General features: G+C 62.0%; 13 protein-coding genes. 5 read left to right on the plus strand and 8 right to left on the minus strand.

Annotated elements, in window-relative coordinates; genetic code table 11:
- Positions 1 to 170 precede the first annotated feature (170 nt).
- Positions 171 to 947, minus strand: a complete 777-nt coding sequence (locus tag G7025_RS14010) for a ferredoxin--NADP reductase (protein ID WP_181079786.1) — start codon at positions 945 to 947, stop codon at positions 171 to 173.
- A 444-nt stretch (positions 948 to 1,391) separates the two neighbouring features.
- Here G7025_RS14010 and G7025_RS14015 point away from each other — a divergent pair, with 444 nt between their 5' ends.
- Both G7025_RS14015 and G7025_RS14020 read left to right on the plus strand, forming a co-directional pair.
- The gene (locus tag G7025_RS14015; RefSeq protein ID WP_181079787.1) at positions 1,392 to 2,102 is read left to right on the plus strand and encodes a helix-turn-helix transcriptional regulator; all 711 of its coding nucleotides are present in this window, start codon (positions 1,392 to 1,394) and stop codon (positions 2,100 to 2,102) included.
- A gap of 124 nt (positions 2,103 to 2,226) precedes the next feature.
- Positions 2,227 to 3,351: a methyltransferase gene (locus tag G7025_RS14020; RefSeq protein WP_181079788.1), complete on the plus strand. Its 1,125-nt coding sequence runs from the start codon at positions 2,227 to 2,229 to the stop codon at positions 3,349 to 3,351.
- A 70-nt stretch (positions 3,352 to 3,421) separates the two neighbouring features.
- Here the strand turns inward: G7025_RS14020 and G7025_RS14025 are convergent, their stop codons facing one another.
- From G7025_RS14025 to G7025_RS14035, 3 genes are read right to left on the minus strand one after another with little or no spacing between them, the layout of a single operon-like run.
- Positions 3,422 to 3,589 (minus strand): DUF2474 domain-containing protein, encoded by a 168-nt coding sequence (locus tag G7025_RS14025; RefSeq protein ID WP_010206690.1) that lies wholly within the window; start codon positions 3,587 to 3,589, stop codon positions 3,422 to 3,424.
- A 12-nt stretch (positions 3,590 to 3,601) separates the two neighbouring features.
- Positions 3,602 to 4,609: a cytochrome d ubiquinol oxidase subunit II gene (gene cydB / locus G7025_RS14030; RefSeq protein ID WP_181079789.1), complete on the minus strand. Its 1,008-nt coding sequence runs from the start codon at positions 4,607 to 4,609 to the stop codon at positions 3,602 to 3,604.
- A 1-nt stretch (position 4,610) separates the two neighbouring features.
- Entirely contained in the window at positions 4,611 to 6,050 is a 1,440-nt protein-coding gene (locus tag G7025_RS14035; protein ID WP_181079790.1) for a cytochrome ubiquinol oxidase subunit I, read from the minus strand.
- A gap of 319 nt (positions 6,051 to 6,369) precedes the next feature.
- On the opposite strand from G7025_RS14035, the gene G7025_RS14040 reads away from it, so the two are divergent.
- Positions 6,370 to 7,620 carry an MFS transporter gene (locus G7025_RS14040; RefSeq protein ID WP_181079791.1) on the plus strand — a complete coding sequence of 417 codons (1,251 nt, stop codon included), beginning with the start codon at positions 6,370 to 6,372 and terminating at the stop codon, positions 7,618 to 7,620.
- Positions 7,621 to 7,750: 130 nt separating this feature from the next.
- On the opposite strand, the gene G7025_RS14045 is transcribed toward G7025_RS14040, so the two are convergent.
- The 4 genes from G7025_RS14045 to G7025_RS14060 form a co-directional block, all read right to left on the minus strand.
- Positions 7,751 to 9,934, minus strand: a complete 2,184-nt coding sequence (locus G7025_RS14045; RefSeq protein WP_181079792.1) for a xanthine dehydrogenase family protein molybdopterin-binding subunit — start codon at positions 9,932 to 9,934, stop codon at positions 7,751 to 7,753.
- Entirely contained in the window at positions 9,931 to 10,920 is a 990-nt protein-coding gene (locus G7025_RS14050; RefSeq protein WP_181079793.1) for an FAD binding domain-containing protein, read from the minus strand. Before G7025_RS14050 ends, G7025_RS14045 begins: the two co-directional genes overlap by 4 nt.
- Positions 10,917 to 11,441, minus strand: a complete 525-nt coding sequence (locus G7025_RS14055) for a (2Fe-2S)-binding protein (protein ID WP_253509506.1) — start codon at positions 11,439 to 11,441, stop codon at positions 10,917 to 10,919. The genes G7025_RS14050 and G7025_RS14055 overlap by 4 nt, the downstream gene beginning before the upstream one ends.
- A gap of 96 nt (positions 11,442 to 11,537) precedes the next feature.
- Entirely contained in the window at positions 11,538 to 11,984 is a 447-nt protein-coding gene (locus G7025_RS14060; protein ID WP_181079794.1) for a DUF4879 domain-containing protein, read from the minus strand.
- A 188-nt stretch (positions 11,985 to 12,172) separates the two neighbouring features.
- Between G7025_RS14060 and G7025_RS14065 the strand changes: the two genes are divergently transcribed.
- Both G7025_RS14065 and trmA read left to right on the plus strand, forming a co-directional pair.
- Entirely contained in the window at positions 12,173 to 13,468 is a 1,296-nt protein-coding gene (locus tag G7025_RS14065) for an NCS2 family permease (RefSeq protein ID WP_017528884.1), read from the plus strand.
- The gene (gene trmA / locus G7025_RS14070; protein WP_181079795.1) at positions 13,465 to 14,544 is read left to right on the plus strand and encodes a tRNA (uridine(54)-C5)-methyltransferase TrmA; all 1,080 of its coding nucleotides are present in this window, start codon (positions 13,465 to 13,467) and stop codon (positions 14,542 to 14,544) included. The genes G7025_RS14065 and trmA overlap by 4 nt, the downstream gene beginning before the upstream one ends.
- Positions 14,545 to 14,613: the final 69 nt, after the last annotated feature.

Consider the following 14,613-nt stretch of genomic DNA (forward strand, 5'->3'; position numbering starts at 1 on the left):
GGGCTGCGCAGCAGCCCCAATAGGAGCGTCGCAGTATGCCAGGCAGCTCCGGGACTATGTTTTGGGGCTGCTGCGCAGCCCAACGCGGGGCAAGCCCGCTCGCCACAGGTGACTGATTGTCCGTTCCGTCTCTTAACTGACCGGCATTAGCCTCCAGGGGCGCCTTTCGTTTACCAGTAGTTCTCCACCGCCACCTGGCCCGGTCGCCTGGAGAGCGACAGGTTCATGTCGCGTTTCTTCAGCAGTTGGCGGGTGTCATCGACCATCTGCGGGTTACCGCAAATCAACACGCGTGAATGCTCGGGGCTCAGTTTTACCCCGGCCGCCCGCTCCAGCTCGCCGTTTTCGATCAAGGTGGTGATGCGGCCGTTCAAGGCCCCCGGGTGCTGCTCACGAGTGACGATAGGCAGGTAGGTGAGTTTATGCGCGTACTCGGCCAAGTATTCGCGATCGCCCAGTTCCTTGATCAGCGACTGGTAAGCCAGCTCCCTGGCCTCACGTGCGCTGTACACCAGGATGATGCGCTCGAATTTCTCCCAGGCTTCGAAGTCCTGCAGGATCGACAGAAACGGCGCCACGCCGGTGCCCGTGCCCAGCAACCACAGGTCGCGGCCATCGACGAATCGGTTCAACGTCAGATAACCCGTGGCCTGACGCTCCACCATCAGCGTGTCGCCGACACGCAGGCGGCTAAGCTCACTGGTGAACTCCCCCCCCGGTACGACGATCGAGAAGAAATCCAGGTACTCGTCAAAAGGCGCCGACACCACGGAATACGCGCGCCATACAGTGCTGCCATCCGCCTTGGTGACCCCCAGGCGCACAAATTGGCCGGCGGTGAAACGAAATCCCGGATCGCGGGTGGTGCGCAGGGTGAAGAGGCTGGGGGTGAGCGATTGCACGTCGAGCAAGGTCTGGCAGGTGTATTTTTCAGCGCTGGCCGTCATGGGGAACTCCGATCTGCAGAGGCCACTAGTGTCCCTCAAAGCCGCGCCGGCTAACACCGGTGATTTGTACTGGCATTATCGACCGCTGACGGAATGTCGATCGCGACGATAGAAAGACCCTTTATTAGTTGCGGCTTTTGACTGATCAGATTTCTTGCACATGCACTAATCATTTAGCTATTAACGTCCTCCCGTTCGATTACTAGAGTAAAAACCCTAACTAAATGATATCAATTAGACACTACTTCAAAGGCCTCAAAATCAATACTCTTTTAAATAGCTACACAAAACTGTCAAGTCTGTACAAGTTAAAACCCTCGAAAATTACCAACTACTATTAATTTTTTTTCGTACCTGAAAGTAGCCGGTGTCCTACACTCTTTTCCGAGCAGCATTGGGATCAGGACGTACCCAAGCCATGCCAATTCACATGGAGAGTTATCGATGGTCAACTGGCACAACACACGCCCCCCAAAACTGAAAGAGGAGGACGAGATCACCAGTGTCTTTGAGATGGTCGTCAATGAAACCTACGCCCTCGGCTTTCACTTCTGCGCCTTCAAAATGAGTACTCAGCACACGACTAATCAAAATCTTGTATTCGAAAAAAACAACTATCCAAATGAGTGGAACAAACTCTACCGCCGCGCCAAGTTTTTTCATTACGACCCTGTGGTGACTCACTGCCAACGCTCTGTGTTGCCGTTTGTGTGGCAAGAAAGTGCCTTCGAAGGTTCGCCGCATCTGTGGCAACTGGCTCGATCCTATGGCGTGCATTTGGGGTGGACACAGCCGTTGCACAGCCCCCACGGCGTGGTCAGCATGCTGACATTGAGCCGCCGCACAGGCGAAATCACCCCGGAGGAACTGTACGAAAAAGCCGGCAATGCCCTGTGGCTGTGCCACGCGCTGCATACCGTAGTGGCGCATAAATACGCCAACGGCCCAGCTGCCAGGCCGTGCACAAAGTTGACCGCGCGCGAAATCGAAGTGCTGCGGTGGTCGGCGCTGGGCAAAACCGCGGCGGAGATCGCACAGATCCTGTGCCTGTCCGAACGCACGGTGGGGTTTCACAACTGCAGTTCGATGCGAAAACTGGGGGTCAATAACAAGATCGCCGCCGTGATGGTGGCTGCAAAGGCCGGCTTTCTATAAACACCGCATGTAATCCGCACAAAAAAACCGTAACATTTGCGACCAGTTCCGGGTGATGACGCAGCCTTCAACGTCGTGTCGCCGTTCACCCAGAAGGTTCGACTACCCAGAGTTTCCTCCCCCCATGCCCCTGCTCGACAGCCCCTTCGCCCAGCTCGATCTGATCCGCCAGCCCGAGCAGCACAACGACCCGCTGCAAGCCTTCGATGCCGCCGACGAATACCTGCTCAACCATCTGGCGGCACAGCAGCCGAACGTCAGCACCCGCGTGCTGGTGCTCAACGACAGCTTCGGCGCCCTGGCGGCCAGCCTTGAAGGCCGGGTGCAGGTGACGTCCAGCGGCGACTCGTTCCTGGCGGCCCAGGGCCTGGAGAAAAACCTGGTGCGCAACGCCAAGGCTTTCGATGCCGTGCCGTTCATTCCCGCAAGCGAGGTGCCCACCGGGCCGTTCGACCGCGTGCTGATCCGCGTGCCCAAAACCCTGGCGCTATTGGAAGAACAACTGATACGCCTGCAGGGCCGACTGGCACCCGGCGCCGAAGTGATCGCCGGGGCGATGGTCAAGCACTTGCCACGCGCGGCCGGGGACCTGCTGGAACGCTATATCGGGCCGATGCACGCCTCTCTGGCGGTCAAGAAAGCCCGACTGCTGATCGCCACCGTGGCCGAGCGCCCTGTCGCCGCTTCGCCCTATCCGACGCGTTACACCCTGGACACTCCCGCCCTTGAGTTGCTGAACCACGCCAACGTGTTCTGTCGCGAAGGCCTGGACATCGGCACCCGCGCGTTCCTGCCGCACCTGCCGACCGGCCTGGGCGATGCCCGCGTGGCCGACCTCGGCTGCGGCAACGGCGTGCTGGCGATTGCCAGCGCGCTGCACAACCCCGACGCGCACTACACCCTGGTGGACGAGTCCTACATGGCCGTGCAATCGGCCCGTGAAAACTGGCAGGCCGCGCTCGGTGAGCGTGCCGTGATCGTGCGCGCCGCCGATGGCCTGGCCGGGCAAGCGGCCCAATCGCTGGACGTGGTGCTGTGCAACCCGCCATTCCACCAGCAGCAGGTGGTCGGCGACTTCCTTGCCTGGCGCATGTTCCAGCAGGCTCGTGAGGCGTTGGTGGTGGGCGGTGCGCTGTATATCGTCGGCAACCGCCACCTGGGTTATCACAGCAAATTGGCGCGGCTGTTCCGCGGCGTCGAGCAGGTGGCGGCCACGCCCAAGTTCGTGATTCTCAAAGCCCGCAAATAAAAAAAGACCCCGCCCCTACAACGTAGAAACAGGGTCAAAAAACCGTGCCGCAAGGCAACGGGATGGGATGTCAGTGGGTGGTCAGGCCGGCCGCATTCATGAACATGCGCATCAGGCTGGCCACGACGAACAGTGCCAGCACGCTGCCGGTCCAAATCATCGCCAGCCACCCCAGGCGCCGCCACAGCGGTTGCTTTTCAGCCTGTTCGATCTCGTGCAACGAAGGCTTGCCGGACATGTCGCGCCCCTCCTAGTGGTAACCGTCTTCGTGGGTGACCTTGCCGCGGAACACGTAGTAGCTCCAGAAGGTGTAACCCAGGATGAATGGGATGATGAACAAGGTGCCCACCAGCATGAAGCCTTGGCTCTGCGGCGGTGCGGCGGCGTCCCAGATCGACACCGACGGCGGCACGATGTTCGGCCACAGGCTGATCCCCAGGCCGCTGTAGCCGAGGAAGATCAGCACCAGCGTCAGCAGGAACGGTGTGTAGTGCGCATTGCGCGCCACCGCGCGAATCAGCCCGTACATGGTCACCAGCACCAGCAGCGGCACCGGCAGGAACCAGAACAGATTAGGCAGGGTGAACCAGCGCGAGGCGATTTCCGCGTGCGACAGCGGGGTCCACAGGCTGACGATGCCGATCACCGCCAGCACCACGAATGCCAACGGCCGCGCCAGGTTGTGCATCTGTTCCTGCAGCTTGCCTTCGGTCTTCATGATCAGCCAGGTGCAGCCGAGCAAGGCATACGCGACGATCAGCGCTACGCCGCAGAACAGCGTAAACGGCGTGAGCCAGTCCAGCGAACCGCCGGCGAACTGGCGATTGACCACCGGAATGCCGTCAATGAACGCCCCCAGCGCCACGCCCTGGAAGAACGTCGCCGCGAGCGAACCGCCGATGAAGGCCTTGTCCCACAGATGGCGCTTGTGGTCCTTGGCTTTGAAGCGGAACTCGAACGCCACGCCGCGAAAAATCAACCCCACCAGCATCAGGATCAGCGGCAGGTACAGCGCCGACAGCACCACCGAATAAGCCAGCGGGAAGGCGCCGTACAGCGCCGCCCCACCCAGCACCAGCCATGTTTCATTGCCGTCCCAGACCGGCGCGACGGTGTTCATCATCACGTCACGGTCGACTTTGCCCGGAACAAACGGAAAGAGGATGCCGATGCCCAGGTCGAAGCCGTCCATCACCACGTACATCATGATGCCGAAGATGATGATCACGGCCCAGATCAGCGGAAGATCAATACCCATCTCAATTCCCCTTGTGCTGGATGTGGTCGTGGTCGTCGTCGGTGCCATCGTCGGCCGCCGACAACGGACGTGCCGGTGTGCGTTTCTGGCCGGGGCCGCCGTGGGTCGGTTCGGTGCTGTCGTGGGTCACAGGACCTTTGCGCACCAGGCGCATCATGTAGCCCAGGCCCGCGCCGAACAGGGCGAAGTACACCACCACGAACAACACCAGGGTGATGGTCATCTGCGCCACGCTATGCCCGGAGGAGGCATCCGCCGTGCGCATCAGCCCATAGACCACCCAAGGCTGGCGCCCGATTTCGGTGGTGAACCAACCGGCGAGGATCGCGATCAGGCCGGACGGGCCCATCCACAACGCCAGGTACAGGAACGGTCTGGAGGTATACATCCGGTCGCCCCGGCGCAGCCACAAGCTGAACAGACCGGTAAAGATCATCAGGAACCCCAACCCGACCATAACCCGGAAGGACCAGAACACCACGGTCGAATTCGGTCGGTCCTGCGGCGCGAACTCCTTGAGTGCAGGCACCTGTTTATCCAGGGAATGGGTCAGGATCAGGCTGCCCAGGTAGGGAATCTCTACGGCGTACTTGGTTTTTTCCGCCTGCATTTCGGGCCAGCCGAACAGGATCAGCGGCGTCGCCTCATTGCCTTTATTTTCCCAGTGACCTTCGATCGCGGCGATCTTCGCCGGCTGGTGCTCCAGGGTATTGAGCCCGTGGAAGTCGCCGATCACCGCCTGGACAGGCGCCACAATCAGCGCCATCCACATCGCCATGGAGAGCATTTTGCGGATCGCCGGGTTGTCCTTGCCGCGCAGCAAGTGCCAGGCCGCCGAGGAGCCGACGAAGAATGCGGTCGCCACGAAGGCCGCCGTGGCCATGTGCATCAAGCGGTAGGGGAATGAAGGGTTGAAGATTACCGCCAGCCAGTCGGTGGGGATCACGCGGCCGTCGATGATTTCAAAGCCCTGGGGCGTCTGCATCCAGCTGTTGGACGCCAGGATCCAGAAGGTGGAGATCAGCGTACCCACGGCCACCATCACCGTGGAGAAGAAGTGCAGCTTGCGCCCCACCTTGTTCCAGCCGAACAGCATCACGCCAAGAAAACCGGCCTCGAGGAAGAACGCCGTGAGCACTTCATACGTCAGCAAGGGGCCGGTGACGGCGCCGGCGAAATCCGAGAAGCGGCTCCAGTTGGTGCCGAACTGGTAGGCCATGACCAACCCCGAGACCACGCCCATGCCGAAGTTGACGGCAAAGATCTTCGACCAGAAATGGTAAAGGTCACGGTAGGTATCGTTATGGGTCTTGAGCCAGAGCCCTTCCAGCACCGCAAGGTAACTGGCCAGGCCGATGGTAATCGCCGGGAACAGGATGTGAAATGAGACGGTGAACGCAAATTGAATTCGGGCGAGATCTAACGCCTCCAAACCGAACATAAGTCTTCCTCTGTCAGGTAATACCGGCTGCTGGCGGGAGCCTGCACCCACTGCCCCCACGGATATGGAGTGTGGCGAATTTCAATTCGTTTCTTTTTTTGGCCAACCACGTAGGGAATCCGGCCTTGCGGCCCGCCAGGACAAATCATGGGATGGATTTGATCTGGATCAATTACAGCTCAAAGAGTAGTCCCATTTTTGCTGTCCAGTTGTGTGGTCGATTGACGCGTGACAGGCTGCCTCACCCCGGTTCTCGCAACTATTTGTTACAGCTTGATGCTAATCTCGCCCTTCCCTCCGGCCTTGATCTGAATTCCCGATGCCTAGTGAACCTGCGTTGCTGTTGCGTCACCACCGCCCCTTCATAGCGTTCTGGCTGGCGCGGATCTTTACCGCAAGTGGCTTCCAGATGCTGACCGTGGCCATCGGCTGGAACCTTTACCAACTGACCGGCAATGTGCTGGACCTGGGTTTGGTCGGCCTGGTGGAGTTTGTACCCCGCGTGCTGTTCATGCTGCACACCGGGCATGTAGCCGACCGTTATGAGCGACGCAAGGTCGCGGCCATTTGCCAGACCGTACAGGCGCTGATTGCGCTGTCCCTGGCCATCGGCGGCCTGACCGGCAACGTAACCCGCGAGATGATCTTTATCCTCGCCTTCCTGCTCGGGGCTGCGCGGTCTTTTGAAATGCCCACCACCCAGGCGCTGCTCCCCAGCATCGTGCCCAGCGCGCTGTTCCCGCGTGCCGTGGCATCGTCGCAGTCCGCCCAGCAACTGGCCACCATCGTCGCACCTGCCTTGGGTGGTTTGCTCTACGCGTTCGGCAGCGTGTGGGTGTATGGCCCTACCGTGGTGTTGTACCTGATCGCCTGCGCGCTGACCCTCAACCTGCCTGCCCGCCAGACGCCGCTGAACAAAGGCAAGGCCACCTTGGATTCGCTGCTGGCCGGCATCCGTTTTATCCGCAGTCGTCCGGACATCCTGGGGGCCATTTCCCTGGACTTGTTCGCGGTGCTGCTGGGCGGCGCCACCGCGCTGCTGCCGGTGTTCGCCAAAGACATCCTGCTGACCGGCCCCTGGGGCCTGGGCCTGTTGCGCTCGGCACCGGCGGTAGGGGCGTTGTTGATGTCGTTGTGGCTGGCGCGCTTCTCGGTGGACCGCCACGTCGGCCGCGTGATGTTCACCGCCGTCGGCGTATTCGGCGTGGCGACCATCGCTTTCGGCCTGTCCACTTCGTTCTGGTTTTCCCTGGCGGTATTGGTGGTGCTGGGCGCGGCGGACATGATCAGCATGGTCATCCGTGCGTCCTTCGTGCAGTTGGAAACGCCGGATGAAATGCGCGGGCGCGTCAGTGCCGTCAACGGCCTGTTTATCGGCGCGTCGAATCAATTGGGCGAATTCGAATCCGGCATCACCGCCCACTGGTTCGGCACCGTGCCCGCCGTGGTGATGGGCGGGATCGGCACCCTGGTGGTCACCGGGGTGTGGATCAAACTGTTCCCCACCCTGGCCAACCGTGATCGCATGCATGTGCCGGTGGAAGAACCGGTCTCGAAACCCACCGCATAGGCGCTGTGGCGACAAGGTCAATGGGGGAGAGGGCTTGCCCTCGATGGCGGCGTAACAGTCGAAGCATCCATTGACTGAAACACCGCCACTGGGGGGCTGGCCCCCTCTCACATTTGGATAGACCGTGTTTTTAAAGCACCTTGTCCAAGGTAATCGGGAAGTCCCGCACCCGCTTGCCGGTGGCGTGGTACACCGCATTGGCCACTGCCGCCGCGACGCCGACGATGCCGATTTCGCCGACGCCCTTGGACCCCAGCGCGTTGACGATCTCGTCGTGTTCTTCGACGAATACCACATCAATCTCACCAATATCGGCGTTCACCGGGATGTGGTACTCGGCCAGGCTGTGGTTCATGTAGCGGCCCAGCTGATGGTCGATCTGGGTTTCTTCATGCAGGGCCATGCCGATACCCCATACCACGCCGCCGAGGATCTGGCTGCGGGCCATCTTCGGATTGACCACGCGCCCGGCGGCAATCGCGCTGACCACGCGGCTGACCTTGATAGTGCCGAGGTCCTCATCCACCCGTACTTCGACGAACACCGCCGAATGGGTCGCCGTGGCATAACCTTCGCGTTTTTTGTCCGGCTCGCTGTCGACCTGCACCTCCAGAGCGTCTTCACCGCTGTCCTTGACCAACTGCGCCAACGACACGCTTACGTCGCCCGTGTGCAACCGACCGTCCTCGAAGCGCACCGACTCGGCATCCTTGAACACCGGATAAGTCTGCCGGGCCACGCTCAGCAGTTTGGCGGTCAACGCTTCGCAGGCCTGTTGCACGGCGGTGCCCACCGAGGAAACAGTGAACGAACCGCCCTGCAACGGCGCGGTGGGCAGCGATGAGTCGCCTAGCACGAAGCGCACATCTTCCACCGCCACGCCGCTGGCCTGGGCGGCGATCTGGGTCATCACCGTGTAGGTACCGGTGCCGATATCGGTGGTGGCGCTGCTCACCACCAGCTTACCCTCGGCATCGATACGCGCCTTGGCGCTGGCCTTCATTTGCATGGCTTCCCATACGCCGCCCGCCATGCCCCAGCCGATCAGCTGACGGCCGTCGCGCATGCTGCGCGGTTCCGGATTGCGCTGGCTCCAGCCAAAGCGCTCGGCGCCTTCGGCATAACACTCGCGCAGCGCTTTGCTCGACCACGGTTTGTCTTCGTTCTGGTTGCGCTCGGCGTAGTTGATCAGGCGCAGTTGCACCGGGTCGATGGCCAGGGCGCAGGCCAGTTCGTCCATGGCGCACTCCAGGCCGATCACCCCGAGGGCGGCGCCGGGTGCGCGCATGTCCAGCGGCGTGAACACATCCAGCGGCACCAACTTATAGGTCAATTGCACGTTGTCGCAGTGATAGAGCATGCCGCTCCACTCCACCACGTGTTCGCTGAAGTCCTCGAAGCGCGAGGTCTGGCCGATCGCCGTGTGCCCCAGCGCCAGCAGGCGACCATTGGCGGCGGCGCCCATTTGCAGGCGCTGCAACGTGCGCGGGCGGTAGCCGAAGGTGAACATCTGCTGACGTGTCAGGGTCACGCGCACCGAACGCTTGAGCGCCAGCGACGCCATCACCGCCAGGGGCAATTGGTACTGCGGACGCAGGCCGGAACCAAAGGCACCGCCGACAAACGCGGCAAACACCCGCACCTGGCTTTTATCCAGGCCAAACACTTTTTGCACATAGGCCTGGCAGTTCTGCGGGCCCTGGGTTTTGTCATGGATATGCAGCGTGCCATCCGCCTGGTACAGCACGGTGCTGGCGTGGGGTTCCATGGGGTTGTGATGTTCGATGGGGGTGCTGTAGTGCACGTCCAGGCTCACGGCGGCAGCGGTCCACTCGGCCTGGAAATTCCCGCGCGGGGCCGGCGGTGTCTGTGGCGACGGATGGGCCTGGGCCTGCTGGGCGAGCAGGTCGGTTTCGAACTCATCGCGCTCGTATTCGATGTGCACCAGGGAGCCAGCATGTCGCGCCAGCTCCAGGTTGTCGGCGATCACCAGGGCCAGGGGCTGGCCGCTGTACAGCACGCGGTCGTTGTACAGCGGGCGAAACGGCGAACCATCGGCGGCGTCGGCGTCGGCAAACGCGTCGTCATAGCTGGCCAACCGAGGCCGGTTGGTGTGATCGAGCACCATGACCACACCCGGCAGCGCCAGGGCCCTGGACGCATCGATACGAACCACGCGGCCCTTGGCGATCGTGCTGGACACCACGCTGCCATGCAGCAGGTCGTGTTCGGGGAACTCGCCGGCATAGCGCGCCTGGCCGGTGACTTTAAGCAGACCGTCGACACGGTCCAGGGGTTTTCCGACGGCACTCATGGGCGTTCTCCTGCGACAGCGGCATCGCTCAGGGCGCGGATAATTGCGCGCCGTGCCAGCTTGACCTTGAAAGCGTTGTGTTCCAGCGGCTCGGCGTCCTGCAACATCGCATCGGCGGCGAGGCTGAAGGTTTCGCGGCTGACAGCCTGCCCGATCAATCCCGCCTCCACCGCGCGGTCGCGCCAGGGTTTATGGGCCACGCCGCCCAGAGCCAGGCGCGCGTCGACGATCACATCGCCGTCCAACTCCAGAGCGGCGGCCACCGACACCAACGCGAAGGCGTAGGACGCACGGTCACGGATCTTCAGATAATGGCTGTGCCGCGCCAGGTGGTCGGCGGGCAATTCAATGGCGGTGATCAGTTCATCGTCGGCCAGTTGGTTATCCCGTCGCGGCGCATCACCGGGCAGGCGGTGGAAATCGGCGAACTCGATGACTCGCGCACCGCCGCGCCCATGCACATGCACCCGCGCTTCCAGCGCCGCCAGGGCTACGCACATGTCAGACGGATGGGTCGCCACGCAGTGTTCACTGGCACCGAGGATCGCATGGATGCGATTCAAGCCGGTGCGCGCCGGGCAACCGCTGCCGGGTTCGCGTTTATTGCAGGGCACGCTGGCGTCGTAGAAGTAATAGCAACGGGTGCGCTGCAGCAGGTTGCCACCGGTGCTGGCCATATTGCGCAACTGCGGCGAGGCACCGGCAAGGATGGCCTGGGACAGCAACGGGTAACGCTGTTCAATCAAGGGGTGCCAGGCCAGATCAGCGTTGCTGACCAGCGCGCCAATGCGCACGCCGCCTTCGGCCGTGGGTTCGACGCCGTGCAACGGCAGGCCGGTGATATCGATCAGGTGCTCGGGGCGGCTGATGTTTTCTTTCATCAGGTCCAGCAGGTTGGTACCGCCGGCGATAAAGCGCGACGCGGCACTGCTCAGGTGCACGGCTTCGTGCACGTCGGCCGGTTTGCTGTACTGGAACGGGTTCATTGCTCACCTCCCGCATTGCGGCAGGCCGGCAGGGCCTCTTCAATCGCATCGCGAATGTTGCTGTAGGCGCCGCAGCGGCACAGGTTACCGCTCATCAGCTCCTGGATTTGCGCGCTGTCGTGGGCACGGCCTTCATTGGCCAGGCCGACGGCGGAGCAGATCTGCCCAGGCGTGCAGTAACCGCATTGGAAGGCATCGTGCTTGATGAAGGCTTGCTGCATGGGGTGCAGTTGATCGCCATTGGCCAGGCCTTCGACGGTGGTCAGTTCGGCACCGTCGCACATCACCGCCAGCGTCAGGCAAGCGTTCACGCGTTTGCCGTCGCGTAACACGGTGCAGGCGCCGCATTGGCCGTGGTCGCAGCCTTTTTTGCTGCCCACCAGGTCCAGTTGTTCGCGTAGCAGGTCCAACAGCGTGGTCCAGGGCAACACGTCCAGTTGGCGGGCCTGCCCATTGAGGGTCAGGCGTATCGAATGGCGGGCAAACGGCTGGGCCGCCGCGCCTTGGGGGGTTGCGCTCATAAACACCTCACGGGTTGGTCTGCATCCGCGGCGTTCAGGAAAATCGCCGTCTCAGGGGTACGACTTCCCGGGGTTTTGAGCGTTCAAGAGAATTGATCAGCGGATATTGAGCTGGGTCTTCAAGGTGTTTCGCGGGGGGTTGATCGAAGAGTTGCTGTATTCAAACCAGCCCTGGGCCTGCACATCCAGATCAAATACATAGATGTAGCCCATCAGCGTGCCCGCGCCGTTGCACGCCTGGCTGATGTTGCCGACCTGGCACACCGGCGTGCGCTGGCCATTCAATACCGCGCCATTGAACAGGCCGACCGGGTTATTGCCCAGGCCCACCTCCATCACCGACACCTTGGTGGGCCCACGGTGCGTGCACATCTGCGTGGAGGTGACGCGTTCGGGGATGGTTTCCTCGCAGCGCGACGACTCGACCTTGAACACGCGCACCTCGCTCAAGGCCGGTGCAGTCGCGCCCCATGCCGGTGCCGCGCCGAGCCACAGGCTCAGAGCGGCGATCAGGGCTAGACTCCACGCGTTGGCTTTTTTCATGCTGTCGATGACCGTGAATTGAACGTCGGCGCAGTATGCCTCAAGCCCATGCGCCACACAGCCTCGGCTGCTGGTATGATGCGCCGCTTTTTCCGATCCTCTCTGGAACCACAGGCGCTTGGCGCAGTTTGTGCTTTGACTTAGAGGTCAACAAATCACGACGCAAAATAGCGTCACAGGGAGCCGGCATGCTGGAAAAGCTGTTTCAACTCAAGGCACACAACACCAACGTGCGCACCGAGATCCTCGCGGGCATCACGACATTCCTGGCCATGGCCTACATCCTGTTCGTGAACCCGAGCATCCTCGGCGAAACCGGCATGGACAAAGGTGCGGTGTTTGTCGCGACCTGCCTGGCGGCCGCCATCGGTTCGACCGTGATGGGCCTGATCGCCAACTACCCCATCGCGCTCGCGCCGGGCATGGGCCTCAATGCCTTCTTTACCTACACCGTGGTCCTGCACATGGGCCACACCTGGCAAGTGGCACTGGGGGCGGTGTTTATTTCGGCGGTGCTGTTTTTCCTGCTGTCGATCTTTCGCATCCGTGAGTGGATCATCAACGCCATCCCCCTGCCCCTGCGTTCAGCGATTGCGGCCGGTATCGGCCTGTTCCTGGCGCTGATTGCCTTGCACAACGCGCAGATCGTGGTCAGTAACCCGGCCACCATGGTGGGCCTGGGCGACCTGACAAAAGCCGCCCCCATCCTCGCCACCCTCGGTTTCGTACTGATCGTCGCGCTGGAAGCCCTGGCCGTGCGTGGTGCGGTGCTGATCGGCATTCTGGCGGTCACCATTGCTTCCATCGTACTGGGCGTTACCCCGTTCGGCGGCGTGACCTCAATGCCACCGTCCCTGGCACCGACCTTCCTGCAACTGGATATCAAGGGCGCGCTGGATATCGGCCTGGTCAGCGTGATCTTTGCCTTCCTGTTCGTTGACCTGTTCGACAACTCCGGCACCCTGATCGGCGTCGCCAAGCGCGCCGGCCTGATGAGCAAGGACGGCCACATGCCGAAAATGGGGCGTGCGCTGATCGCCGACAGCACCGCGGCCATGGCCGGTTCGCTGCTGGGCACCTCGACCACCACCAGTTATATCGAGTCCGCCGCGGGCGTGAGCGCCGGTGGCCGCACCGGTTTGACCGCCATCGTGGTCGCGATCCTGTTCCTGCTCGCACTGTTCTTCTCGCCGCTGGCCGCCAGCGTTCCGGCTTTTGCCACCGCACCGGCGCTGCTGTTCGTCGCCGTGCTGATGACCCAGGGCCTGGCCGAAATCGACTGGGATGACATTACCGTTGCAGCGCCGGTGGTGATCACCGCCCTGGCGATGCCCTTCACATACTCCATCGCCAACGGCATCGCCTTCGGTTTCATCGCCTGGACCGCCATCAAGCTGCTTTCGGGCCGCTACCGTGAGCTGAACCCGGCGCTGGTGATTCTGTCGATCCTGTTCGTGATCAAGCTGGGCTGGTTCAACGCATGACTTTTGACGCCGCACGCTACACCGCTCAATTGCAAGACAAGGTCACGCGCCTGCGTGACCTGCTCGCTCCGTTCGATGCGCCCGAGCCGCAGGTGTTCGACTCGCCGCTGCAGCACTTCCGCCTGCGTGCGGAATTCCGCCTGTGGCGCGAGGGCGGTGAGCGCCACTACGCGATGTTTTCCCAGGATGACAAGCGCACGCCGATCCTGATCGAAGACTTCCCCATCGCCAGCGCTCGCATCAACCAACTGATGCCGCAGCTCAAGGCCGCCTGGCAAGCCAGCGCCGCCCTGAGCCACAAACTGTTCCAGGTGGAGTTCCTCACCACCCTGGCCGGCGATGCGATGATCACCCTGTGCTATCACCGCCCGCTGGACGAGCACTGGCATGCCGCCGCCAACCAGCTCGCCGCGGACCTGAACGTGAGCATCATCGGTCGCTCCAAGGGCAAGCGCGATGTGATCGGCCACGACTACGTGGTGGAGAAACTCGACGTCGGCGGCCGCACCTTCAGCTATCGCCAACCCGAAGGCGCGTTCACCCAGCCCAACGGCACGGTGAACCAGAAGATGCTCAACTGGGCCTACGACGCGTTGGGCGATCGTGCGGATGACTTGCTGGAGCTGTACTGCGGCAACGGCAACTTCACCCTGCCCCTGGCGACCCGTGTGCGCAAGGTGCTGGCCACTGAGATCAGCAAGACCTCGGTCAACGCAGCCCTGAGCAACCTTGATGAAAACGCCGTGACTAACGTCACCCTCGTGCGCCTGTCCGCTGAAGAACTGACCGAAGCGCTCAACGAAGTTCGCCCGTTCCGCCGCCTGCAGGGAATCGATCTGAAGAGCTACGAATTCGGCAGCGTTTTCGTCGACCCGCCGCGTGCCGGCATGGACCCGGACACCTGCGAACTGACCCGGCGGTTCGACAATATCCTGTACATCTCCTGCAACCCGGAGACGTTAGCGGCGAACATTGCGCAACTGCATGACACGCACCGTATTACCCGGTGTGCGCTGTTTGATCAGTTTCCGTGGACGCACCATATGGAATCGGGTGTGTTGTTGACCCGACGCTAAACGTGCTGTTGTCCCCTGCACGGCCGCCCGAGCCATTGGCTAAGCGGCCGCGCAGTGGGCTTGCAGCGC

The organism is Pseudomonas lurida (assembly GCF_013522705.1).
Classification (GTDB): Bacteria; Pseudomonadota; Gammaproteobacteria; order Pseudomonadales; family Pseudomonadaceae; genus Aquipseudomonas; species Aquipseudomonas quebecensis.